Source organism: Agromyces cerinus (assembly GCF_016907835.1).
In the GTDB taxonomy this organism is placed as follows: domain Bacteria; phylum Actinomycetota; class Actinomycetes; order Actinomycetales; family Microbacteriaceae; genus Agromyces; species Agromyces nitratus.
Genome location: NZ_JAFBCT010000001.1, coordinates 2,396,191 through 2,418,272 on the forward strand (window position 1 = coordinate 2,396,191; position 22,082 = coordinate 2,418,272).

The window sequence follows — 22,082 nt, forward strand, 5'->3', positions numbered from 1 at the left end:
GGGCGCGTTCGCCCGGCTACTCGACCGACGGGATCACAGCACCTTCGAGAGGAACGCCTGCGTGCGCGCGTGCTGCGGGTTCGCGAGCACCTCGCGCGGGTCGCCCGTCTCGACGACCACGCCGCCGTCCATGAACACGAGCGTGTCGGCCACCTCGCGGGCGAAGCCCATCTCGTGCGTGACGACGATCATGGTCATGCCGGTCTTCGCGAGCTCCTTCATCACGTCGAGCACCTCGCCGACGAGCTCGGGGTCGAGCGCCGACGTGGGCTCGTCGAAGAGCATGAGCTTCGGATCCATCGCGAGCGCCCGTGCGATCGCCACCCGCTGCTGCTGCCCGCCCGAGAGATGCGCCGGGTAGTAGTCGGCGCGCTCCGCGAGGCCGACGCGCGCGAGCAGCTCGTGCGCACGGGCCTTGGCCTGCGACTTCGAGACGCCCTTGACCTGGGTCGGGGCCTCCATGACGTTCTCGAGGGCCGTCATGTGCGGGAACAGGTTGAACCGCTGGAACACCATGCCGATGTCGCGACGCTGCTTCGCGGCATCCTTCGGGTGCATCTCGTATAGCTTGTCGCCGACCTCGCGGTAGCCGACGAGCGAGCCGTCGACCGAGAGCCGCCCCGCCGAGACCTGCTCGAGGTGGTTGATGCAGCGCAGGAACGTCGACTTGCCGGAACCCGACGGGCCGACGAGGCAGAGCACCTCGCCGCGCTTGACCTCGAGCGAGATGTCCTTCAGCACCTCGTTGGAGCCGAAGCTCTTCGAGACGTGCTCGGCGAGCACCATCGGCTTCTGAGCAGCCGTCGTCTGTTCGCTCATCGAGCGTCTCCTCCGTGCTTGGCGGCGATCGCGGTCTCGGCGATCTCCGCGTCGACGGCGCTCATCGCGCCGGTGACCGGACCGGGACCGGTGTCGGGCCGAGCGCCGACCCCGCGCGCGAAGCGCTTCTCGAGGAAGTACTGGCCGACCATCAGCACCGACGTGATCGCGAGGTACCAGATCGATGCGACGATCAGGAGCGGAACCGGTGCGAAGATCGCGGCCGCGATGTCGCGCTGGCGCATGTACAGCTCGAGCGTGAACGGGATCGCCGAGACGAGCGAGGTCGTCTTCAGCATCGAGATGACCTCGTTGCCGGTCGGCGGGATGATCACCCGCATCGCCTGCGGCAGCACGATGCGCCGCATCGTCGTGCCCCAGCTCATGCCGAGTGCCGTCGCCGCCTCGTGCTGCCCCGAATCGACCGAGAGGAGGCCGGCGCGGACGATCTCGGCCATGTACGCCGATTCGTTGAGCGCGAGCCCGATGACGGCCAGCCAGAAGGCGTTGAACAGTACGTCCGTCGGGAAGGAGACCCACGCCTCCATGAACGGCACGCCGAGGTCGATCGTGGTGTAGACCGTCGACAGCAGGCCCCAGAAGACCAGCTGCACGTACACCGGAGTGCCGCGGAAGATCCAGAGCCAGACCCAGGCGATCGATTTCAGCACGGGGTTCGGCGACTGCCGCATGACCGCGAGGATGATGCCGAGCACGACGCCGATGACCATCGAGAGCACGGTGAGGAGCAGGGTGTACCCCGCTGCCTGCGAGATGCGCTGATCGAAGAGGTACTTGCCGACGGTCGGCCAGTCGAAGGCCTCGCGCTGGGCGGCATCGATGACGAAGACGGCCACGACGGCGAGCAGCAGCACGGCGAAGACGATGCGCCACGGATGCCGCAGCCGCACGACCTTCGTCGGCACCGGGGCGGCCCCGGGGCCGCCCGCCGGCACGGGCGTCGTCGCCCGGCCGGAGGACTGATCGCTCATGATCAGGTGCCCGCGTTGATCTCGATCGTGTCGACGGCGCCGGACTCGACGCCCCACTCGGCGAGGATGTCGCCGTAGGTGCCGTCGTCGATGAGCGACTGCATCGCGGCCTGGACCGCCGCGGCGAGCTCGGAGCCCTTCTCCACCGGGAAGCCGTACGGCGCGGAGTCGAACACCTCGCCGGCCGCTTCGAGCTTGCCGTCGGTCTGCGCGATCGCGTAGCCCGTGACGGGCGAGTCGGCGCTCATCGCGTCGGCCTGGCCGAGCACCACGGCGTTCGCCGCAGCGTCCTGCGTGTCGAAGGGCGTGATCTGGATCGCGGGCTTGCCGGCGTCGACGCAGGCCTGGCTCTTCGCGGGCAGTTCGTCGGTGTGCTCGTAGGTCGTCGCCTGCACGGCGACCTTCAGGCCGCACGCGTCGTCGGGGTCGACGGTCTTGCCGGCCGGTGCGGCCCACAGGATGCCGGCGCTGTAGTAGTCGACGAAGTCGACCTGCTTCTGGCGCTCTGCGTTGTCGGTGAAGCTCGACATCCCCATGTCCATGGTGCCGCCCGTGATCGACGGGATGATCTTGTCGAAGCTGGCGATCTCGTACTCGACCTCGAGGCCGAGCTTGGCGCCGAGGGCCTCGACGAGGTCGACGTCCCACCCGATCGGGTTGCCCGCGTCGTCCTTGTACTCGTTGGGCGGGTAGGCGGCGTCGGTGCCGACGACGAGCTTGCCGGAATCGGCGATCTCGGCGGGCAGCAGGGCCGCGGCGGCCTCGTCGACCGCGATCGTGGGGGCCGAGGAATCGGTGTTCGGCTCGTCGCCGCCGGTCGTGTTGTCGACACAGCCGGAGAGGAGGAGGACCGCGGCCGCGGCCGCAGCCACGGTCGGAATGAGCAGGCGTCGGGTGTGCATGGGAGAACCTCTGTCGTTGCGATGATCGTCGACGCCGCAAGACTCTGGCCCCGGCGCCGTTACAGACCGAGCATATGTCACGTGCGGCGCGCTGGATCCGGCTTCGAGATCACGATCCGGCCCTCGATAGAGTTGGTCGCACCGTGGGAAGCTACTCCGAACTGCTCAGAACCTCGGGCGTCGCTCGCATCATCGCCGCCCAGCTGACGGCACGCTTCCCGTCGGGCATGCTCTCGCTCGCATTCCTGCTCCACGTCGAACAGCAGACGGGCTCCTACGGCTCCGCCGGGCTCGTGCTCGCCGCCACCTCCATCGGCCAGGCCGTCGCCGGTCCGCTCACGAGCCGCCTGATGGGCCGGCTCGGAATGCGGCCGGTGCTCATCGCGACCCTCGCCGTCTGCGTCACGGCCGTGGTCGCGATCGCCCTGCTGCCGCTCACGGTGCCGCTCTACATGGCGATCGGGCTCATCGCCGGGCTCGCGAACCCGCCGGTGCAGCCGGCGGTGCGCACGATCTACCCGAAGATGGTGAACTCGCGCCAGCTCACGCCGCTCTTCTCACTCGACGCCTCGGCGCAGGAGATCATCTGGGTCGTCGGCCCCGTCGTCACGACGTTCGTCGCAACCCAGATCGGCACGGTCTGGGCGATCCTCCTCGCCGCCGTGCTCATGGTCGTCGGCGGCATCTGGTTCATCTCCTCGCCCGAGCTCGGCCGGGTGCGCATCCCCCGGTCGAAGCGGCGCTTCGGCACCGTGCTCGGGCGCCCCCCGGTGATGCTCGCGACGATCGTCGGCTTCCTGCTGATCGGCGCGTGCGCGGCGATCGAAGCCGGCGTCGTCGCCGCGTTCGGCCATGACGGCGCCGAGGCGGGCATCGTGCTCGCGATCTTCTCGGTCGGCTCGCTCGCCGGCGGCCTCTTCCTCGGCCATGTGCCGATCGGCCCGTGGTCGACCGCCCGCCGCATGTTCATCGTGTTCGCGGGCACGGCGCTCGCGGCCGGACTCATGGACTTCTGGTGGCTCTCGATCACCCTCTTCATCGCCGGCATCGGCATCGCGCCGGCACTCGCCGTGCTCTTCGCGATCGTGTCGGCGAGCGTGAAGTTCTCGGACACCGCCGAGGCGTACGGCTGGGTCGGCACCGGCCAACTCATCGGCGCCGCCCTCGGCTCGGCGCTCGCGGGCTTCCTCATCGACAGCAACGGCGCGCAGGGTGCGTTCTGGGCCGCCACGGCGCTCGCCTTCCTCGGTTTCCTCGTGCCGCTGCTCGGTCGCCGCTGGCACCCCGACCTCCGCGGACGCGATGCCAGCCCGATCCCCGACACCGAGCCGATTCCGGCTCAGCCGAGCTGAGGCACCGCCGCACCCGTCGAGAGAAGACCCCGATGTCACGACCGCTTCCCGCAGCGCCCCGACTGCCGCTCGCCGATGGCTCGAGCATCCCGCAGCTCGGCTACGGCCTCTACAAGGTGCCGGCAGCGGATGCCGCGGGCCTCTGCCTCGACGCGATCGACGCGGGCTACCGACACCTCGACACCGCCGCGTTCTACGGCAATGAGCGCGAGGTCGGCGAAGCGGTGCGTGCGTCGGGGCTCGCGCGCGACGAGCTGTTCGTGACGAGCAAGGTGTGGAAGGACGACAACGGCTACGACTCCACCCTCCGTGCCTTCGACGCGTCGATGCGTCGGTTCGCGTTCGATCGGCTCGACCTCTTCCTCATCCACTGGCCGGTGCCGTCGACCGACCGGTACGTCGATACCTGGCGCGCGCTCATCCGCATCCGCGACGAGGGCCGCGTGCGCTCGATCGGCGTCTCGAACTTCCACGCCCATCACATCGAACGACTCGTCGCCGAGACCGGTGAGACTCCCGTGGTGAACCAGGTCGAGCTGCATCCGTGGCTGCCGCAGACGGCGCTGCGCGAGTTCGATGCGGCCCGCGGCATCCGCACCGAGGCGTGGTCGCCGCTCGCACGCGGCAGAGTGCTCGGCACGCCGCTGCTCGACGAGCTGGCCGCGAAGCACGGGCGGAGCCCTGCGCAGGTCGTGCTGCGCTGGCACGTGCAGCTCGGCAACATCGTGATCCCGAAGGCATCGTCGCCCGAACGCATCCGCGAGAACCTCGGCGTCTTCGGCTTCGAGCTCGACGCCGCCGACCTCGCGGCGATCGCCTCGCTCGACAGCGGCGAGCGCACCGGCCGCGATCCCGACGACGACTGAGACCGGGTCTCGAGCGTCATCCGATCGTGACCCGACTCCCAGCCGGCGTCCAGACATCGCATTCCGGGCCGGCAATACAGTGAGCGCATGAGACGACGACTCGCACCGACGGCCGCCGTCGCGGCCGTGCTCACCGTCCTCCTTCTCGCCGGATGCACAGCAGGCCAGAGCGCGTCGACAGGCGAGCCCGGCGGCGTGGTCGAGGAGGTCGCGCCCGACGCGCCGCAGTCGGTCGAGGGGGGCGATGCCGCGGCCGACGCCGACGCCGACGCCGACGCCGACGCCGACGCCGACAGCGTCATCACGACCGGTTCGATGGCGATCACCGTCGACGACCCGATCGCTTCGGCGGAGGCCGCCGCGGACATCGCCGATTCGTCGGGCGGACGCGTCGACAGCCGCAACGAGACGCCCGGCACGCAGACGCAGACGCCGAGCGCCCGACTCACGCTGCGCATTCCCGCCGACGAGCTCGACGCCGTCGTCGCCGAGCTGCGCGAGCTCGGCACCGTCACCTCCGTGTCGATGGACTCGACCAATGTCAGCGCGCAGCGCAGGGACCTCGACGCGCGCATCGAAGCACTCACCGCTTCCGTCGATCGCCTCCGCGAACTGCTCGGCACCGCGACGTCGATCGCCGACCTCATCGCGATCGAGTCGGAGCTCACGACTCGGCAGGCCGAGCTGGACAGCCTGACCCTGCAGCGCGACGCGCTCGTCGACCAGGTCGATTACTCGACCCTCGGCGTCGAACTCGTCACCGAGGCCCAGGCGCCCGCCGCCGTGCCCGGCGACTTCTGGAGCGGGCTCGCCGCCGGCTGGGGCGCGCTCGTCGTCTTCGGCGCATGGTTGAGCGTCGCGATCGGCGTGCTGCTGCCGTGGCTCCTCGCAGCAGCGGTCATCGCCGCGATCGTCGTCGGCATCGTGCTGCTGTCGTCGCGGCGGCGACGGACCCGGCGAGCGGATGCCGCGGCATCCGTCGCCCCGCAGGCCACGGCGCCGGCGAACCCCGCTCCGCCCGTGACGCCCCCGCACGACCGGGCGCCCGAGGCGTAGTCTGGCGGCGTGAGCGCCACGCCTGAGACCCTGCTGCACGACGAGCTGCTCGAACGCTTCCGCGAGCGGGCAGCCCGGTACGACCGCGACAACGCGTTCTTCGACGAAGACCTCGCCGAGCTCCGCGAGGCGGGCTATCTGACGGCCCTCGTGCCCGTCGAGCTCGGCGGCCTCGGCTGGACGTTCGCCGACGCCGTGCGCGGCCAGATGCGCCTCGCCGGTGCGGCGCCCGCGACGGCGCTGGCGGTCAACATGCACCTCGTCTGGACCGGCGTCGCCAAGGTGCTGCGCGATCGAGGCGACGACTCGCTCGACTTCGTGCTGCGCGAGGCGGGTGCCGGCGAGATCTTCGGGTTCGGCATCAGCGAGGCAGGCAACGACCTCATGCTCTTCGGCTCGCGCACCATCGCCGAACCCCAGGCCGGCGGCGGCTACCGGTACACGGGCCGCAAGATCTTCACCTCCCTCTCCCCCGCCTGGACCCGGCTCGGCACGATGGGCCTCGACACGGTCTCCGCCGATGCGCCGAAGATCGTCTACGGCTTCATCGACCGCGAAGACCCCGACGTGCGGATCCTCGACGACTGGGACACGATGGGCATGCGGGCGAGCCAGAGCCGCACGACGGTGCTCGACGGGGCGTTCGCGGCATCCGACCGCATCGTGCGCCGGCTCGACCCCGGGCCCAACGCCGACCCGCTGATCTTCGGCATCTTCGCGAACTTCGAGTTGCTGCTCGCCTCGGTGTACGCCGGCATCGGCGACCGCGCACTCGACCTCGCCGTCGCAGCGGCGCGCCGACGCACCTCGATGAAGAACGGCGGTGCGCCGCTCTCGCAGGATCCCGACATCCGTTGGCGCATCGCCGATGCCGCGATGGCCCAGGAGGCCATCGCCCCACAGCTCCTCGCCATCGCGCGCGACCTCGAGGAGCTCGTCGACCACGGTGCGTTCTGGTTCGCGAAGCTCGTGGGCATCAAGGTGCGTGCGACCGAGACGGCCAAGCACGTCGTCGACCAGGCCGTGCGCGTCTCAGGAGGGTCGACGTACTTCGCGGGTTCCGAGCTCGGCCGCCTCTACCGCGACGTGCTCGCCGGCATCTTCCACCCCTCCGACGACGAGTCCGCCCATGCGACGGTCGCGAACGCCTGGCTCGGCCCGATCGACGCGTGAGCCCGACCCCGGGTGCGTCCGCCCGGTAGACTCGACCGGGCGGCGCGGACCGTCACCGGAACTCTGGAGGTCGTTGTGAACGTCGTCACTTTCCTCATCTCGATGGGACTCTTCGTCTTCGGCATGTGGCTCATGGGCACCGCGCCGGTGATGACCGAGTTCCAGGCGCCCGTGTTCTTCGGCGGCATCGTCGCCGTGGCGCTCTCCCTCGCGATCCCGTTCCATCTCCTCGGCCGCAGCGACGGCGTCTGAGCCCCGAGTTGCTGCCCTCTCGCGACACACTCGTCACCTACCCCGCTGGCGCGCTCGACGCGGACACCGTGGTGCTGCACGTCGCCCCAGCAGGTGACGGCCGAACCGCCGTCGTCACCGAGGCGACGAGCTTCCACCCGGTCGACGCCGCCTGGCCCGACCAGCCGGCCGACACCGGGACGCTGACCGCCGGCGACCTCGAGGTCCCGATCGTCGACGCCGTCGTCGCGGCCACCGACGGCACCGAGCTCTTCCTCGGCGCCGACATCCCCGTGCGCAAGGGCACCGAGGGCTGGGCGTTCCTCGTCGCCCACCTCGTCGCCGGCGATGCCGCGATCGCCGAGGGCGATGCGGTCTCGGTGCGAGCGGATGCCACGGCGCGCCGCGCCCTCTCGACCGGTCATACCGCCTGCCACGCGGCGGCGCTCGCCCTGAACGCCGCACTCGCCGGCAACTGGTCGAAGGCCGCACGCGAAGACGCCCTCGGAGCACCCGACTTCGACGGCATCGCGATCGCATCGAGCCGCATCGTGCCGAACGGCTCCGTCGACGTGTACCGTCTCAACAAGTCGCTGCGCCGCGCCGGGTTCGACACGGCATCGGTCGCCGCCGACGGTCTCGGTGAGCTCGCGGCATCCGTCACCGCGACGATCGCCGAATGGGCCGCCGCCGGCACCGCTGTACGCATCGACCGCGAGGGCGACGGGCTCACCGACCGCAGGTACTGGGTCGCCGAGCTTCCCGCCGGCACCGCCCGCATCGCGTGCGGCGGCACCCACGTCGGTTCGCTCGCGGAGCTCGGCGACGTGCAGGTCGAGTTCGAGGCGGGCGACGATGCCGGCACCCCCGTGCTGACCATGCGCACGCACGCCGCACCGGCGCGCTGAGCGCCACTGGCCGCGACACCTCCGCGCGGGGTTACGATTGCGGATGTGGGTATACGCATCGAGAAGGTCGACCTTCCGGGGATCGGCATTCGTCACGACCTCGTCACCGAGAGCGGGCGGCGCATCAGCGTCGTCTCGCACCGTGACGGCGAGCGCGACCTCGGGCTCTTCGACCAAGACGATCCCGATGCCTGTCGCGACTCCATTCCGCTGAACGACGACGAGGCCGCGGCCCTCGCCGACGTGCTCGGCGCCTCCGTCATGCTCAGCCGGCTCACGAGCCTCAGCGACGAGACGGCCGGCCTCTACACCGAGCAGATCGCCCTGCCGACGGACTCGCCGTACCTGAACCGCACCCTCGGGGCGACGAAAGCCCGCACACGCACGCACGCCTCGATCGTGGCCATCGTGCGCGACGGCGCGATCATCCCCTCACCCACGCCTGCAGAGACGCTGCGCGCTGGAGACGTCATCGTCGTCGTCGGAACACGTGAAGGACTCGACGGAGTAGCCCGGCTGCTCGCCAACGGCCCCGACTGAGGCCGCTATGCACGAGACCACGCTGCTCCTCATCGAAGTCGGCGCGCTGCTTCTCGGCATGAGTCTGCTCGGGCGCGTCGCGCTCGCCTTCGGCATCTCGCCGATCCCGTTCTACCTCGTGCTCGGGCTCGCCTTCGGCGAGGGCGGGCTCATCGCCCTCGACGCGAGCGAGGAGTTCTTCCAGACGGGCGCCGAGATCGGCGTCATCCTGCTGCTCGCGCTGCTCGGCCTCGAGTACACGGCATCCGAGCTGTTCGGCAGCCTCAAGTCGGCGCGCACCGCGGGCCTCGTGGACGCGGCGCTGAACGCCCTGCCAGGCGCCGCGCTCGCGCTCCTCCTCGGTTGGGGTCCGGTGGCCGCGGTCGCCATGGCCGGAGTGACCTGGGTGTCGTCGTCGGGTGTCATCGCGAAGCTCCTGCGCGACCTCGGCCGGCTCTCGAACCGCGAGACGCCGGCGATCCTCGCGGTGCTCGTCATCGAGGACCTCGCGATGGCGTTCTACCTGCCGGTGCTCTCCGCACTCGTGGTCGGCATGAGCCTGATGCAGGGCGCCGTGTCCGTCGCGATCGCGGTGAGCGTGGTCGCGGTGATCCTCTACGTCGCCCTGCGGCACGGACACCTCGTCTCGCGCCTCTTCCCGGCTGACCACTTCGAGCCGCTGCTCCTCGGCGTGCTCGGCCTCACGATGCTCGTCGCGGGCTTCGCGGCCGAGGTGAGCGTGTCGGCCGCCGTCGGCGCGTTCCTCGTCGGCATCGCGCTGTCGGGGCGAGTCGCGGCGAACGCGAGCCAGGTGCTCACCCCGCTGCGCGACCTCTTCGCCGCGATCTTCTTCGTCTTCTTCGGCCTCACGACCGACTCGTCGGCGCTGCTGTCGATGCTGCCCGCGGCGCTCGCGCTCGCCCTCGTGACGATCATCACGAAGCTCATCACGGGCGCGTACGCCGCACGACGTGCCGGTGTCGGCACTCTCGGCCAGTGGCGCGCCGGCCTCTCGCTGGCGCCTCGCGGCGAGTTCTCGATCGTCATCGCGGGGCTCGCAGTGGGGTCGGGCGTCGTCGCGCCCGAACTCGCGCCGCTCGCGACGGCCTACGTGCTCATCACGATCGTCGCCGGCACGTTCCTCGCGCGCGTGCCCGATGCCCTCTGGTTCCGGGCGGCCGTGCGTCGACGGCGGGCGGCCGCCGGCGCGAGCCCGGTGCCGCCCGCCGCCTGAGGGCTGCGAACCGAGTTCAGTCGGCCGGTTGCTCGGCGGATGCCGCGGCATCCGCTCGATCGGCCGCGGCGAGGTCGGTCGCGCCGAGATCGGCGACGGCGCCCAGCTCGGCATCGGCGGCGTCGGATGCCGCGAGCAGCTCCTTCACCCGCGGCACGACCTCCGTGGCGTAGAGCTCGATGCTGCGCATCATGGCCTCGTGCGGCAGGGCGCCGTTGGAGTACTTCATGTCGAACCGGCTCGCCCCGACGGCGCGCATCGCTGCGGCGATCTTGGCGGCGACGTTCTCGGGCGACCCCGCGTAGAGCGCGCCGTTCGGCCCGGCCTCGTCTTCGAAATGGTCGCGGTCGACCGCGCCCCAACCGCGCTCGCGACCGATGCGGTCGATGCTGACCTTGTAGTGCGGCCAGAGCGTGTCGAGCGCCTCGGCGTCGGTCTCGGCGATGAATCCGGGCGAGTGGATGGCGATCGGCTGCAGCGGCTTGTCGAACTGGTCGAGGGCGCGGCGGTAGAGGTCCGCGAGGGGCGCGAACCGCGCTGGGCTGCCGCCGATGATCGCGAGTACGAGCGGCAGGCCGTAGTGGGCCGCGCGCACGACGGATTCGGGGCTGCCGCCGACGCCGACCCAGGTCTTCAGCCGGCCGTGCTCGACGGGCGGGTAGACGAGCTGGTCGGTCAGCGAGGAGCGCAGCTGGCCGCTCCAGGTGACGGGCTCCTGCGACAGCAGGGCCGAGAAGAGGTTGAGCTTCTCCTCGAAGAGCGCCTGGTACTGGTTCAGTTCGAAGCCGAAGAGCGGGAACGACTCGATGAAGGAGCCGCGGCCGAGGATGACCTCTGCGCGGCCGTTCGAGAGCCCGTCGAGCGTCGCGAAGCGCTCGAAGACGCGTACGGGGTCGTCGGAGCTCAGCACGGTGACCGCGGAACCGAGGTGGATGCGCTCGGTGCGACCGGCGATCGCGCCGAGCACGACCTCGGGCGCCGAGACCGCGAAGTCCACCCGGTGGTGCTCGCCGACGCCGAAGAAGTCGAGACCGAGACGGTCGGCCAGCACGGCCTCCTCCACGACGTTGCGCAGCACCTGGGCGTGCGGCAGGAGGCTGCCATCGGCCCTGCTCGTCACGTCGCCGAAGGTGTCGACTCCGAATTCGTACCGCTCAGACATCGCGATCCCTCTCCACATTTCCATACGCCTGCATGCAACTCGCACGCGTCACTGGGAACCACCGTCGGGACGAGACTATTCCCCGTCATCGACGCGCGCACCGCCCGCGGGAATGCCCGCTGCGGCCGGCGCGTTCATTTCCATGACGACGCATCGATCTGGTGGGTCGAGGGATGGGAGAATCGAAACGTGACGGATCGGCCGGTCATCGGAATCTACGGCGCGGGCAAGGTGGGCACAGCCCTCGCCCGCCTCCTCGTGGCATCCGGGCACCGCGTGCTCATCGCGGGTTCGCCGCGCCAGACGGCACTCGACTTGCTCGTCGGCGTCGTCGCCCCCGGTGCCGAGGTGACCTCCCCCGAGATCCTCGCCGAGACGGCGGACGTCATCATCGTCGCCGTGCCGTTCGGCAAGGCCGGCACCGTGCCCTGGGATGCGTTCGACGGCCGCATCGTCGTCGACGCCATGAACTACTGGCCGCCGGTCGACGGCAACATCGCCGAGATCGACGACGACGACCGCACGACGAGCGAGATCAACGCCGCACGCAACCCGCGCGCCCGGGTCGTGAAGTCGCTGAACCACCTCGGCTACCACGAGATGGAGGACGACAGCATGGACGCCGGTTCTCCCCTGCGGCGCGCCCTCGCCGTCGTCGGCGACGATGTCGAGGCTCGGGCGGTGGTCGCCGAGATCATCGACGAGCTCGGGTTCGACCCGGTCGACGGCGGCGAACTCCGACACGGCGTCGCCCTCGAGCCAGGGCACCCCGCATTCGGCCGCGAACTCTCGGCGGCCGAGCTCGCGGCGCTGCTCACGCCCGCCGTGCATCTCGCCGCCTGAGCGGCCCGCGCGAGCCGCGACATCCGCTCATTTAGGGTGGGTGGATGCCCGAACCCGTGACCGTTCGCGACGGCTCAGCCGAACGCCTCTCCCGCATGGTGCAGCTGCCGACGGTGTCGGCCGAACTCGCCGAACGCGGCCTCGCCGACTTCGACCGCTTCCGCGAGCTCATCGCCGAGCTCTACCCCCTCGTGCACGAGCACCTCGCCTTCGAGCAGGTCACCGATCTCGGGCTGCTCTTCCACTGGCGCGGACGCGGTGACGCCGACCCCGTCGTGCTGATGGCGCACTTCGACGTCGTGCCGGTCGACGAGCGAGACGGATGGCGCTTCCCGCCGTTCGAGGGGCGCATCGCCGACGGCTCGGTGTGGGGCCGCGGCACGCTCGACGACAAGGGTCCGCTGCTCGTCGTGCTCGAGGCGGTCGAGAACCTCCTCGCCGACGGGTTCACTCCGGCGCGCGACGTGTACCTCTCGTTCGGCGGCAACGAGGAGAGCCACGGCGCGGCAGCTGTGGCGATCGCGGCACTCTTCCAGGAGCGCGGCATCACGCCGTGGCTCGTGCTCGACGAGGGCGGCGCCGTGGTCGACGCGCCCCTGCCGTTCGTGCAGGTTCCCGCCGCGATGGTCGGGGTCGGCGAGAAGGGCGTGCTCACGGTGCGACTGACGGCCCGCGGCGACGGGGGCCACGCCTCCGCTCCGCCGAAGACGACGCCGACGGCGCGGATCGCCCGTGCCGTCGACCGCCTCGCGCCGAATCCGTTCCCGAAGCGCATGCCGCGATCGATGCGGGCGATGCTCTCGAGCTTCGTGCCGCACACGCGCGGCGGATCGCGGCTGCTGCTCCGCCTCCTCATCGCCCTCCCCTGGGTCACGGCCCGCGTGTTCTCGCGGCTCGGCGGCGAGCCCGCCGCCCTCGTGCACACGACCGTCGCCGCCACGATGCTCGAGGCCGGCACCGCCGACAACGTGCTGCCGTCGCAGGCGACGGCCACCCTGAACCTGCGCATCGCCGTCGGCGAGACCGTCGAGTCGGTCGTCGCGCACCTGCGCCGCGTCATCCGCGACCCCGAGGTGGAGGTGACCGTCGTCGAGGGCGGCGACCCTTCCCCCGAGTCGCCGACCGACTCCGCGCAGTTCGCGGCGATCGCGGCGGCGGTCGCCGCGTCGTATCCCGAGGCGACGACGGCGCCGTACCTCATGATGGCGGCGACCGACTCGCGGTACTTCCACCGCTTCTCGCCCGCCGTGTACCGCTTCGCGCCGATCGCCATGACCGCCGCCCAGCGCGCGTCCATCCACGGGGTCGACGAGTGGGTGACGATCGACAGCCTCGAGCGCGGTGAGCGGTTCCACCGCGCCCTCATCGCAGCGATTCCCGAGTGAGACGGATGACCCATTAGGGTGAGTCCACCCCATCCCGAAGGAGCCCCGATGTCGCGTGCTGCCAGACTCGGTCCCGTTGCCGCGATCGTCGGATTCCTCGCCTTCGTCGAGTTCACGAGCGGCATCCTGCAGGGCTACTACACGCCGCTGCTGACCGACATCGCCCGGCACCTCGGCATCCACGACGCCGATGTCAACTGGCTCGAGGGCACGCAGCTGATGCTCTCGGCGCTCGTCGTGCCTGCGTTCGCGAAACTCGGCGACATGGTCGGCCACAAGCGCATGCTTGTGTGGTCGACGGCGGTCACCGCCGTCGCCTCGATCGCGCTCGCCTTCACCGACCAGTTCTGGGTGTTCCTCGTCGCGTGGGCGCTGCAGGGGTTCTACGTCGTCTGGCTGCCCCTCGAGATCGCGCTCATCTGGTCGCGCAGCCGTTCGGCCGACCGTCCGGCGGCGATGACCCGCAAGGCGGCGGGCCTGCTCGTCGCGGCGCTCGAGCTCGGCGCGATCGCCGGTGCGCTCTCGGCGGGCGCCCTCGCCGAACTCCTCCCCATGCAGGCGCTGCTTCTCGTGCCGGCAGTCGCGGTGGTCGCCTGCTTCTTCGTCGTGCTGTTCGGCGTGAAGGAGTCGCCCGACCTCACCGGCGGCACGCTCGACACCGGCGGACTCATCCTCATCTCGCTCGCCCTGCTCTCCCTCACGGGCGGGCTCAGCTTCATGCGCCTGAACGGCCCCGCCGACCTGCTGTCCTGGGCGCTCGTGGCGCTCGGCGCCCTGCTCGTGATCCCGTTCGCGCGGTACGAGCTGAAGCACCCCGACCCGCTCATCGACGTGCGCATGTTCCGCGAGCCCACCCTGTGGCCGATCTTCCTCACCGCAGGGCTCTTCGGCGTCAGCGTGCTCGGCGCGCAGGCGCCCCTCTCGACCTTCGCCCGAACGGATGCCGCGGAGTACGGCTTCGGCCTGAGCGCGACGACCGGCCAGACGTCGATCCTCGTCGGCGCCTACGTGCTCTCCCTCGTGGTCGGCGCGATGCTCTTCCCGCTCGCCACCCGCTGGGTCACACCGCGCGTCGCCCTCATCGGTGCGAGCTCGCTCGTCGCGACCGGCTATCTGCTGTTCCTCCCCTTCCACGACGGATACGCACAGGTGCTCGCGAACATGATCATCGCGGGCATCGGCTCCGGCGCCCTCGTCGCCGCGCTCCCCGCCGCCGCTGCCGCAGCGGCCCCGGCCCACCAGACGGGTGTCGCGACGGGCCTCACGAACTCCGTGAAGACCGTCGGCGGCGCCATCGCCTCCTGCGTCTTCGGCATCGCGCTGCTCGGCGCCGCCGGTGAGGCCGCGACGGGCACAGCCGGCGCCTTCGGCGGGTACATCACCGTCTGGCTCGTGTGCGGACTCACGGCGGCACTGGCGGCCGTGCTGCTCGCCTTCGTGCCGAAGCTCGCGTTCTCCGACGCACCTGTCGTTGAGGCCGCCACCGCCGTACGCTGATCCCGACGACGGGAGGGCGCGATTTGGATGCCGCAGCGCTCGTCGCCACGCTCGAAGGCCTCGCGAGCGAGGAGGAGCGGGAGAAGTACACGCGCTACTTCCCACCCGACCCGGACGCCCCGTTCATGGGGGTGCGCATGGGTGCCGTGTTCGACCTCGCGAAGACGGCGCTCGACCTGCCGGCGGGCGAGCTCGAGACGCTGCTCGAGCAGCCGACGCACGAGGTGCGCGCCCTCGCCTGCAGCATCATGGGCAAGTGCGCGGCACGACCGAAGACGGACACCGAGCGGCGCGACGAACTCTACGAGCTCTACCTCCGCCGACACGACCGCATCGACCAGTGGGACCTCGTCGACCTCGCCGCACGCGATGTCGTCGGCGGGTACCTGATCGAACGAGATCGGGCTCCGCTCGCCGGGCTCGCGGCATCCGCGTTCTGGCCCGAGCGCCGCACCGCGCTCGTGGCGACGTTCGCGTTCCTCCGCCGCGGTGAGCTCGACGATGCGTTCGAGCTCTCCGAGACCCTCGCCGACGATCCCGAGCCGCTCGTGCAGAAGGCACTCGGCTGGGTGCTCCGGGCCGCCGGCGACCTCGATCGCGATCGGCTCACGGCCTTCGTCGAGCGCCACGCCCCGACGATGCCACGTGTCGCATTGCGCGCCGCGATCGAGCATTACGACAGGCCCGAGCGCTCCCGATTCCTCGCGATCCGCTGAGTCGTCCCGCGGCGATCGAGACGGCTGCCCGCCGCCCGCGTCAGCCGGCCGCCGGCTCCGTTCCGCCGAGGGCGCTGCGCTGTCGCCGCCGCGCCCCGAGATCGGCCACGCCGATCGCGAAGGCGATCGCGACGAAGATCGCGACCGCGAGCATGCCGATGCCGTAGGCGTGGTGGTACACGGTGAGGTCGGGCTCGCCATCGGACTCGCGGAAGATCGTCGAGTAGAAGAGCGAGAGCGTGACGGCCGTGCCGATCGCCGTGCCGATGCGCTGGCCCAGCTGACCGACCGAGCCGGCCAGGCCGCCCTGCTTGACCGGGATGTCCATGAGCGTCAGCGTCTGGTTCGGCGAGACGACGAGACCGCCGCCCGCGCCGCCGATCACCATCGCGCCCGCCATCGCCCAGGGCGTGACTTCGGGCGATGTCGTGAGCGCGAAGAGCACGAGCAGCCCGATGCCGACGAGGAGCAGTGCGAGCCCCCACACGACGAGCGGCCGGCCGAGGCGGTTGACGAGCGTGCCGCCGACCCACGAGCCGACGGCGCTCATGAGGGCGAAGCCGATGCCGACCATGCCCGCGAAGACGGCCTCGAGTCCGAGGCCGTGCTGCAGGTAGAGCGTCGTGAGCAGGAACATCGACGGCATCGCCGCGAAGTACACGCTCGCGAGCGCAGTGCCGTTGCGGAACGAACTCACGCCGAAGAGGGCGAGCGGTACGAGCGGATGCTTGCCGGATGCCGCGTAGTGCCGCTCCCACGCGATGAACGCCGTGATCGCGAAGACGAACAGCACGAGCACCCACCAGCGCGCCGGGTTGTCGGTCGGCGAGCCCGTCGTGAAGAGGAACGGCCACATGAGGGAGATCACCGTGACGGCGAAGAGCACGAGGCCGACCGGGTCGAGCGACAGCGGCTTCGACGACGGATGCCGCGTCACCGGCAGCAGCCAGATCGCGAGCGCGATCGCGGCGAGGGCGAGCGGCACGTTCATCCAGAAGATGCCGCGCCAGCCGTCTTCGGGCCCGCCGATCGCGATCATCAGCCCGCCGAGTGTCGGCCCGAACGCCGTCGCGAGCCCGATCGTCGCCCCGAAGAGCCCGAACGCCTTGCCGCGCTCCTTGCCGGTGAAGAGTTCCTGGATGATGCCGAGCACCTGCGGCATCTGGATGCCGGCGGCGACGCCCTGCAGGAGGCGCGCGATGAGCAGCACCTCGATGTTGGGCGCGAGCGCGGCGACGAGGCTCGTGAGCGTGAAGAGGCTGAGCCCCACGATGAAGAGCGTCTTGCGCGAGCGCTGGTCGCCGATGCGACCGGCCGGAACGAGCGTCAGGCCGAAGGTGAGCACGTAGCCGGCGACGATGAGCTGGAGCTCCGTCGAGCCGGCGCCGAAGGCGTCTTCGATGGCCGGGAGCCCCACGTTGACCTTCGACAGGTCGAGGATCGTGAGCGCGGCGACGGCGACGCACACCCAGTAGGCGCGCCAACGGTGGCCTTCGGGGAGGGTGATCGACCGGGTCTCTGGCGCTTGCGACATCCGTTCAACCCTATGTCCCCCGCCACCTCAGGCGTACAGGGGACCACCGCGCTCCTGGCCGCGTGCGATCGACGGCAGCGTGATGAGCGCGATGACGGCGATCGACTGGATCGCGAGGCACCCCGCCATCGCCGCCCAGAGCGCATCGAGCTCGGTGAGGAGCATCGCGAGCTGCGTGACCGGGGTCACGACCGCGAGTGCCACCACCCATCGCAGTGCCGCGGAGCTCAGTCGGCCCCGGCGCGCCGGCGCCAGCCCGTCGGCACGGCCGGCGGTGAGCCCGAGCACGACTGCGCCGGCGACGAGGAGGCCGGTCCCGACCCATCCGCAGTGCACGGGGTCGATCGGGGCCGCAAGGCTCGCCGTCACCGCGAACGGAGCGACCGCGACGAGTGCGATGCCGAGGAACGCTCCGACGTCGATGCGCAACGGTTCGCCGCGTTCGACTCGTGGATCGGCTGAGCGGCCGCCACGGGCGTTCCAGTCCTGCTTTCGGGCGATCTCCGAGAACGCCGCGATGCCGAACACCATCATGCACTGCGCTGCGAAGAACGCTCCGACGTAGCGCGTCGCCGCGACGGGATCGGCGAACGCGGTCACGATGACGAGCACGGGCACGAGGGCCGCGAACGCGGCGACCCAGCGCAACGCGACAGGGCTGAGTCGACCGATGCGGCGCGGCGCACTGGAGACACCGCGCCGAGCCGTCGTCGCGAGCACCAGTTCCCCGGCGAGCAGCAATCCCGTCGACACCCAGTAGGCAGCCACGAGATCGAGTCCGGTGAACGCGGGAGCCGCAACCGAGACCGGCGCGAGCGCGATGAGGCCGGCGGCGACCACGGCGCCGGGGTCGGCAGGGCGGTCCTCGACGATGCGGGTGGGAATCGCCTTCGGCGCGCGACGCTTCGGACGCGCCACCGTCGTCGCCCTCATGTCGCACTCCCCCGGTTCGCAGCACTCGAATGCATGTCCGTTCGAGGGTAGTGTCCGAGCGGCGGGATCGCATCGAAGGTCCCGGGTTCGTGGTGCCGCATGATCCAGGTGCGGCCGAAATGCACGAAGGGCTCCCGCATGGCGGGAGCCCTTCGACTCGGTGGACCCTAGGAGATTCGAACTCCTGACCTCCTCGATGCGAACGAGGCGCGCTACCAGCTGCGCCAAGGGCCCGAGCGAGAAAAAGCCTATCATCTCGCAGTCGGTGGTTCAGACCATCCGGGTCGCTCGGCCCGGTCAGCCGGCCTGGCGGCGACGACGCAGCACGGCGTCGAGGTCGTCGAATCCGGGCTGCGCCTCGTCGATGATGCCCATGCGCGAATACGGGCTGACCGGCGCGTCGGCCGGCACCGAGGTCGCGGGCCGCGCACGCGCCGCCGCTGCCGAGGCGGCCGCTGCCGGCTTGATGACGGGCAGTTCGGGCTCCAGCTCCGCCGCGCGACGCGCGATGTCGTCGCCGGTCTCCGCTTTCTTCAGCTCCGCCGCCGCGTCGATGGAGGCCATCGCCATCGCGGCGATCGTGCCCCTCGACAGGTGCAGCGGCCGCGGCAGCGGCTGCGGCACCCAGCCGTCGGCGGGCGACTCCGGCTCGACGAGATCGATGGGCTCGAACGGTCGCGCCTCGACGACGCTCGCCGTCCGGGCCGCGACGGGAGCCGCCGGGCGCACCCGCGCGAGCCTGACGAGGCCCGCGAGCGCGAGTGCCATGCCGAGCGCTCCGATCACGGGCGTGATGAGCGAGGCGCCGAGCGCGGCGGCGATGCCACCGCCGACGGCGGTGAGGAGCGAGACGAGCAGCAGGAGCGAGCACAGCGCCCGTCCGCGACGAAGCCGCTTGCGGGCGAGGGCGCTCTTCGGCGATCGAGGGCTCTGCACCGGAGCCGCCGGCACCTCTGCGGGCGCGATGATGGCGATCGGCTCCGTCGCCGCTGCGGCCGCGGCGAGCACGACGCCGACACGAAGTCGCGCGGCATCCACTGCGCCTTCAGCTGCCCAGCGCTCGGCGAGCGCCTCGCGCTCCTCGGCCTCCGCGGTGAGCCGGGCGGTCGCCTCGCGCTGCTGCAGGATGCGCTGCTGCGCCGCGACCTCGCGAGCCGTCGCCTCCACCCGGACGGGTTCGGGCGTCTCGGCGGTCTCGGCGAGGATGCGGAGCGTCTGCTGGAGCCGCACCGCGTTGCGTTCGGTGGCCATGTACTGGCGACGACGCAGCCAGTTCGGCAGGAGGTACGCGATCCACAGCGCGGCTGCAACAGCCACGAGCAGCCCCCCACCGATCACGTCCATGGGACAACGCTAGGTCACTACATGCCCTCAGCCGTACTCGACGCCCGCGTGTTCACCGATCAGGCAGCTGCAAGGGGTGCGCGGATGCCTCGCGGTCCTCGTCGTTCACGCGGGCGAGCCCCTCGGGCACGAGCCCGTCGCGCCAACGCCGGAGCACGCCGCGCGGCACCTCCTCGGCCACGAGCGCGAAGGCGAAGTGGTCGCTCCAGACCCCGTTGATGTGGATGAACCGCCGCCGGAGCCCCTCGTAGCGGAAGCCGAGCTTGTCGACCACCCTGAGCGACGGCCCGTTCTCGGGCCGGATGCAGATCTCCATGCGATGCAGCCGCAGGGCGGCGAAGCAGTAGTCGGTGGCGAGCGCCACCGCCGTCGGCGTGATGCCGCGCCCCGCGACCTCCTGGGCGACCCAGTAGCCGATCGTCGCCGACGACAGCGAGCCGTACGCGATCGACGAGACGTTCAGCTGCCCGACCAGCGCGCCGTCCACCTCGATGATGAACGGCAACGCGTGGCCGCTGCGCGCGTGGGCCAGCAGGTTGCGGATGCTGCCCCGGGTGTCGATCACCGAGCCGCCGCCCGGATACGTCGCCTCCCATTGCCGGAGCCACCCGCGGTTGGCGAGCAGCACCCGCTCGAGCGGTTTCGCGTCACGGACGCGGATGGGTCGCAGCGTGACGTCGCCGTCTCGCAGGGTGGGCACGGCGACTGCGGGCATGCTCAGACTGTATCGAGTCCTGCCGCGTACTCCACGAGCCACGGGCGGAGATCGGGTCCGAGGTCGTCACGATCCGCGGCGAGCTGGATGACCGCCTTGATGTAGTCGAGCTTGTCGCCCGTGTCGTAGCGGCGGCCCCGGAAGACGACGCCGTACACGCCGCCGGTGCCCTCGACATCGCCCGCCATGGTCATGAGCGCGTCGGTCAGCTGGATCTCGCCGCCCTTGCCCGGCGGAGTGTGCTCGAGGATGTCGAACACCTCGGGCTTCAGCACGTAGCGGCCGATCACCGCGTAGTTCGAGGGCGCGACGTCCTTCGCCGGCTTCTCGACGAGGCCCGTGACGCGCACCACGTCGGGGTCGTCGGTGGCTTCGACCGCCGCGGCGCCGTAGAGGTGGATCGAGTCGGGGTCGACTTCGAGGAGCGCGACGATCGAGGCATCCCTCGCGCCCTGCTCCTCGAGCATGCGCGTCAGCAGGATGTCGCGGGCGTCGATGATGTCATCGCCGAGCAGCACGGCGAACGGCTGGTCGCCGACGTGCATGCGCGCCCGGAGCACCGCGTGCCCGAGCCCGAGCGGGTCGCCCTGGCGCACGTAGTGCATGTCGGCGAGGTCGGTCGACTCGTTGACCTTCGCGAGCTTCGCGGTGTCGCCCTTCGCCTCGAGTGTCGCCTCGAGCTCGGCGACGCGGTCGAAGTGGTTCTCGAGGGCGTTCTTGTTGCGCCCGGTCACCATCAGCACGTCGGTGAGTCCGGCTCCGACCGCCTCTTCGACGACGTACTGGATGGCCGGCCGATCGACGACCGGGAGCATCTCCTTGGGCATCGCCTTCGTCGCGGGCAGGAAGCGAGTGCCGAGTCCCGCTGCCGGGATGACGGCCTTCGTGATCCGTTGAGTCATGCGACTCAGCGTACCTGTAGGCCCTCGGAGGAGTTCCGGCCGCTTCGTCCTAGGATGTGTGCCATGCCCGACGAACCGGATGTGGACAAGCGCATCCTCCGCGCCGAACTGCGCGAGCGACGCCGGAACATGCCCGCTCACGAGCGCGAGCTCGCGACCGAGGGCTTCACCGCGCGCCTCGAGGAGCTGATCGGCTCGACCGAGGCGGAGTCGATCTCCTGCTACCTGTCGATGCCGACCGAGCCGAACACGCGGCCGTTCGTGAACTGGGCGGAGGCCCGCGGCATCCGCGTCCTGTTCCCCGTCACGCGCGAAGACGGCCTGCTCGACTGGACCGTCGGCGAGGAGGAGACCGAGACGCTCGGCCTCCACGGCACGCCCGAGGCGGTCGGCGAACTGCTCGGCCCGATGGCCATCAACGACGTCGATCTCATCATCGTGCCGGCCGCCGCGATCGACGCGACGGGCATGCGACTCGGCTGGGGCAGGGGCTATTTCGACAAGACCCTCGGATCGATGGGAAAATGTCCCCCGGTGTACGCCGTGGTCTTCGACAGCGAGTTCGTCGAGACCGTGCCGCGTGAGGTGCACGATCAAGGCGTCAACGGCGTCGTGACGCCCACGCGCATCATCGCGTTCTGACCGGCTGCGGGCCGGCGCATCACCCGAGATCGGAAGAAGCTCCATGCCCACGTATTCCTACCGTTGCACCGAGTGCGACAACGCCTTCGACATCCACCAGGCGTTCACCGACGACACGCTGACGGTCTGCGAGGTCTGCGGCGGCAAGCTGCGCAAGCTCTTCAACACAATCGGCGTGACCTTCAACGGCTCGGGCTTCTACCGCACCGACTCCCGCAACGGCGGATCAGGGTCGTCGGGATCCGGCTCCTCCGGCTCCGCCGGATCGTCGTCGAGCTCCTCCGCCCCGTCATCGGGCGGCGGAACGTCGGGCGGCGGCTCCTCATCGTCGTCTTCGTCGTCGAAGTGACCTTCGGC

23 protein-coding genes and 1 tRNA gene are annotated in these 22,082 nt (G+C 70.7%); 14 read left to right on the forward strand and 10 right to left on the reverse strand.

Translation table 11 applies throughout. The features are described 5' to 3' along the window. Positions 1 to 33: 33 nt before the first annotated feature. The 3 genes from JOE59_RS11130 to JOE59_RS11140 are packed head-to-tail and all read right to left on the reverse strand — an operon-like array spanning position 34 to position 2,713. Entirely contained in the window at positions 34 to 786 is a 753-nt protein-coding gene (locus JOE59_RS11130) for an amino acid ABC transporter ATP-binding protein (protein ID WP_204463361.1), read from the reverse strand. Between the two features lie 29 nt (positions 787 to 815). Beyond that, on the reverse strand, positions 816 to 1,811 hold the full coding sequence (locus JOE59_RS11135; RefSeq protein WP_204460517.1) for an amino acid ABC transporter permease: 996 nt from the start codon (positions 1,809 to 1,811) through the stop codon (positions 816 to 818). 2 nt (positions 1,812 to 1,813) lie between these two features. Beyond that, positions 1,814 to 2,713, reverse strand: a complete 900-nt coding sequence (locus tag JOE59_RS11140; protein ID WP_204460519.1) for an ABC transporter substrate-binding protein — start codon at positions 2,711 to 2,713, stop codon at positions 1,814 to 1,816. 143 nt (positions 2,714 to 2,856) lie between these two features. Between JOE59_RS11140 and JOE59_RS11145 the strand changes: the two genes are divergently transcribed. The 8 genes from JOE59_RS11145 to JOE59_RS11180 all read left to right on the forward strand — a co-directional run bounded on the left by JOE59_RS11145 (position 2,857) and on the right by JOE59_RS11180 (position 10,052). Then, positions 2,857 to 4,065, forward strand: a complete 1,209-nt coding sequence (locus JOE59_RS11145; protein WP_204460521.1) for an MFS transporter — start codon at positions 2,857 to 2,859, stop codon at positions 4,063 to 4,065. A 32-nt stretch (positions 4,066 to 4,097) separates the two neighbouring features. Beyond that, positions 4,098 to 4,931, forward strand: coding sequence for an aldo/keto reductase (locus JOE59_RS11150; RefSeq protein WP_204460522.1), 834 nt, complete (start codon positions 4,098 to 4,100; stop codon positions 4,929 to 4,931). Between the two features lie 87 nt (positions 4,932 to 5,018). Continuing rightward, positions 5,019 to 5,987 (forward strand): DUF4349 domain-containing protein, encoded by a 969-nt coding sequence (locus tag JOE59_RS11155; RefSeq protein ID WP_204460523.1) that lies wholly within the window; start codon positions 5,019 to 5,021, stop codon positions 5,985 to 5,987. A 9-nt stretch (positions 5,988 to 5,996) separates the two neighbouring features. After that, positions 5,997 to 7,160 carry an acyl-CoA dehydrogenase family protein gene (locus JOE59_RS11160; protein WP_204460524.1) on the forward strand — a complete coding sequence of 388 codons (1,164 nt, stop codon included), beginning with the start codon at positions 5,997 to 5,999 and terminating at the stop codon, positions 7,158 to 7,160. 75 nt (positions 7,161 to 7,235) lie between these two features. Then, positions 7,236 to 7,412, forward strand: a complete 177-nt coding sequence (locus tag JOE59_RS11165; RefSeq protein ID WP_204460525.1) for a hypothetical protein — start codon at positions 7,236 to 7,238, stop codon at positions 7,410 to 7,412. 8 nt (positions 7,413 to 7,420) lie between these two features. Beyond that, positions 7,421 to 8,299, forward strand: coding sequence for an alanyl-tRNA editing protein (locus JOE59_RS11170; RefSeq protein WP_204460527.1), 879 nt, complete (start codon positions 7,421 to 7,423; stop codon positions 8,297 to 8,299). Positions 8,300 to 8,344: 45 nt separating this feature from the next. Further along, a complete protein-coding gene (locus JOE59_RS19110; RefSeq protein WP_022894277.1) occupies positions 8,345 to 8,839 on the forward strand; it encodes a cation:proton antiporter regulatory subunit in 495 nt (164 codons plus the stop codon). 7 nt (positions 8,840 to 8,846) lie between these two features. Then, on the forward strand, positions 8,847 to 10,052 hold the full coding sequence (locus JOE59_RS11180; RefSeq protein WP_204460529.1) for a cation:proton antiporter: 1,206 nt from the start codon (positions 8,847 to 8,849) through the stop codon (positions 10,050 to 10,052). Between the two features lie 16 nt (positions 10,053 to 10,068). Here the strand turns inward: JOE59_RS11180 and JOE59_RS11185 are convergent, their stop codons facing one another. Then, on the reverse strand, positions 10,069 to 11,214 hold the full coding sequence (locus JOE59_RS11185; RefSeq protein WP_204460531.1) for an LLM class flavin-dependent oxidoreductase: 1,146 nt from the start codon (positions 11,212 to 11,214) through the stop codon (positions 10,069 to 10,071). 189 nt (positions 11,215 to 11,403) lie between these two features. Between JOE59_RS11185 and JOE59_RS11190 the strand changes: the two genes are divergently transcribed. From JOE59_RS11190 to JOE59_RS11205, 4 genes are read left to right on the forward strand one after another with little or no spacing between them, the layout of a single operon-like run. Continuing rightward, the gene (locus JOE59_RS11190; protein WP_204460533.1) at positions 11,404 to 12,057 is read left to right on the forward strand and encodes an NADPH-dependent F420 reductase; all 654 of its coding nucleotides are present in this window, start codon (positions 11,404 to 11,406) and stop codon (positions 12,055 to 12,057) included. Between the two features lie 44 nt (positions 12,058 to 12,101). Further along, on the forward strand, positions 12,102 to 13,442 hold the full coding sequence (locus JOE59_RS11195; RefSeq protein WP_204460535.1) for a M20/M25/M40 family metallo-hydrolase: 1,341 nt from the start codon (positions 12,102 to 12,104) through the stop codon (positions 13,440 to 13,442). 48 nt (positions 13,443 to 13,490) lie between these two features. Beyond that, entirely contained in the window at positions 13,491 to 14,939 is a 1,449-nt protein-coding gene (locus JOE59_RS11200) for an MFS transporter (protein ID WP_204460537.1), read from the forward strand. A gap of 23 nt (positions 14,940 to 14,962) precedes the next feature. Next, positions 14,963 to 15,655 (forward strand): DNA alkylation repair protein, encoded by a 693-nt coding sequence (locus tag JOE59_RS11205; RefSeq protein WP_204460540.1) that lies wholly within the window; start codon positions 14,963 to 14,965, stop codon positions 15,653 to 15,655. Between the two features lie 40 nt (positions 15,656 to 15,695). On the opposite strand, the gene JOE59_RS11210 is transcribed toward JOE59_RS11205, so the two are convergent. From JOE59_RS11210 to JOE59_RS11235, 6 genes are all read right to left on the reverse strand, one after another. After that, positions 15,696 to 17,189: an MFS transporter gene (locus JOE59_RS11210; RefSeq protein WP_204460542.1), complete on the reverse strand. Its 1,494-nt coding sequence runs from the start codon at positions 17,187 to 17,189 to the stop codon at positions 15,696 to 15,698. Between the two features lie 27 nt (positions 17,190 to 17,216). Beyond that, positions 17,217 to 18,122 (reverse strand): hypothetical protein, encoded by a 906-nt coding sequence (locus JOE59_RS11215; protein WP_204460545.1) that lies wholly within the window; start codon positions 18,120 to 18,122, stop codon positions 17,217 to 17,219. 161 nt (positions 18,123 to 18,283) lie between these two features. Continuing rightward, positions 18,284 to 18,356: transfer RNA gene (locus JOE59_RS11220), tRNA-Ala, on the reverse strand. A 63-nt stretch (positions 18,357 to 18,419) separates the two neighbouring features. After that, positions 18,420 to 19,466: a hypothetical protein gene (locus tag JOE59_RS11225; protein WP_204460547.1), complete on the reverse strand. Its 1,047-nt coding sequence runs from the start codon at positions 19,464 to 19,466 to the stop codon at positions 18,420 to 18,422. A 52-nt stretch (positions 19,467 to 19,518) separates the two neighbouring features. Further along, positions 19,519 to 20,181 carry a GNAT family N-acetyltransferase gene (locus JOE59_RS11230; RefSeq protein ID WP_204460549.1) on the reverse strand — a complete coding sequence of 221 codons (663 nt, stop codon included), beginning with the start codon at positions 20,179 to 20,181 and terminating at the stop codon, positions 19,519 to 19,521. 2 nt (positions 20,182 to 20,183) lie between these two features. Then, on the reverse strand, positions 20,184 to 21,083 hold the full coding sequence (locus JOE59_RS11235) for a UTP--glucose-1-phosphate uridylyltransferase (RefSeq protein ID WP_204460551.1): 900 nt from the start codon (positions 21,081 to 21,083) through the stop codon (positions 20,184 to 20,186). 63 nt (positions 21,084 to 21,146) lie between these two features. Between JOE59_RS11235 and JOE59_RS11240 the strand changes: the two genes are divergently transcribed. After that, the gene (locus JOE59_RS11240; RefSeq protein WP_204460553.1) at positions 21,147 to 21,725 is read left to right on the forward strand and encodes a 5-formyltetrahydrofolate cyclo-ligase; all 579 of its coding nucleotides are present in this window, start codon (positions 21,147 to 21,149) and stop codon (positions 21,723 to 21,725) included. A 43-nt stretch (positions 21,726 to 21,768) separates the two neighbouring features. After that, positions 21,769 to 22,074 (forward strand): FmdB family zinc ribbon protein, encoded by a 306-nt coding sequence (locus tag JOE59_RS11245; RefSeq protein ID WP_204460555.1) that lies wholly within the window; start codon positions 21,769 to 21,771, stop codon positions 22,072 to 22,074. The last annotated feature ends 8 nt before the right edge of the window (positions 22,075 to 22,082 follow it).

Bases quoted from the DNA above. Each gene is read 5' to 3' on its own strand.
- JOE59_RS11185 (WP_204460531.1), bottom strand. From the start codon at position 11,214: ATGTCTGAGCGGTACGAATTCGGAGTCGACACCTTCGGCGACGTGACG.
- JOE59_RS11200 (WP_204460537.1), top strand. From the start codon at position 13,491: ATGTCGCGTGCTGCCAGACTCGGTCCCGTTGCCGCGATCGTCGGATTC.
- JOE59_RS11150 (WP_204460522.1), top strand. From the start codon at position 4,098: ATGTCACGACCGCTTCCCGCAGCGCCCCGACTGCCGCTCGCCGATGGC.
- JOE59_RS11240 (WP_204460553.1), top strand. From the start codon at position 21,147: ATGCCCGACGAACCGGATGTGGACAAGCGCATCCTCCGCGCCGAACTG.
- JOE59_RS11195 (WP_204460535.1), top strand. From the start codon at position 12,102: ATGCCCGAACCCGTGACCGTTCGCGACGGCTCAGCCGAACGCCTCTCC.
- JOE59_RS11225 (WP_204460547.1), bottom strand. From the start codon at position 19,466: ATGGACGTGATCGGTGGGGGGCTGCTCGTGGCTGTTGCAGCCGCGCTG.
- JOE59_RS11215 (WP_204460545.1), bottom strand. From the start codon at position 18,122: ATGAGGGCGACGACGGTGGCGCGTCCGAAGCGTCGCGCGCCGAAGGCG.
- JOE59_RS11210 (WP_204460542.1), bottom strand. From the start codon at position 17,189: ATGTCGCAAGCGCCAGAGACCCGGTCGATCACCCTCCCCGAAGGCCAC.
- JOE59_RS11230 (WP_204460549.1), bottom strand. From the start codon at position 20,181: ATGCCCGCAGTCGCCGTGCCCACCCTGCGAGACGGCGACGTCACGCTG.
- JOE59_RS11140 (WP_204460519.1), bottom strand. From the start codon at position 2,713: ATGCACACCCGACGCCTGCTCATTCCGACCGTGGCTGCGGCCGCGGCC.
- JOE59_RS11245 (WP_204460555.1), top strand. From the start codon at position 21,769: ATGCCCACGTATTCCTACCGTTGCACCGAGTGCGACAACGCCTTCGAC.
- JOE59_RS11155 (WP_204460523.1), top strand. From the start codon at position 5,019: ATGAGACGACGACTCGCACCGACGGCCGCCGTCGCGGCCGTGCTCACC.
- JOE59_RS11135 (WP_204460517.1), bottom strand. From the start codon at position 1,811: ATGAGCGATCAGTCCTCCGGCCGGGCGACGACGCCCGTGCCGGCGGGC.
- JOE59_RS11235 (WP_204460551.1), bottom strand. From the start codon at position 21,083: ATGACTCAACGGATCACGAAGGCCGTCATCCCGGCAGCGGGACTCGGC.
- JOE59_RS11130 (WP_204463361.1), bottom strand. From the start codon at position 786: ATGGTGCTCGCCGAGCACGTCTCGAAGAGCTTCGGCTCCAACGAGGTG.
- JOE59_RS11180 (WP_204460529.1), top strand. From the start codon at position 8,847: ATGCACGAGACCACGCTGCTCCTCATCGAAGTCGGCGCGCTGCTTCTC.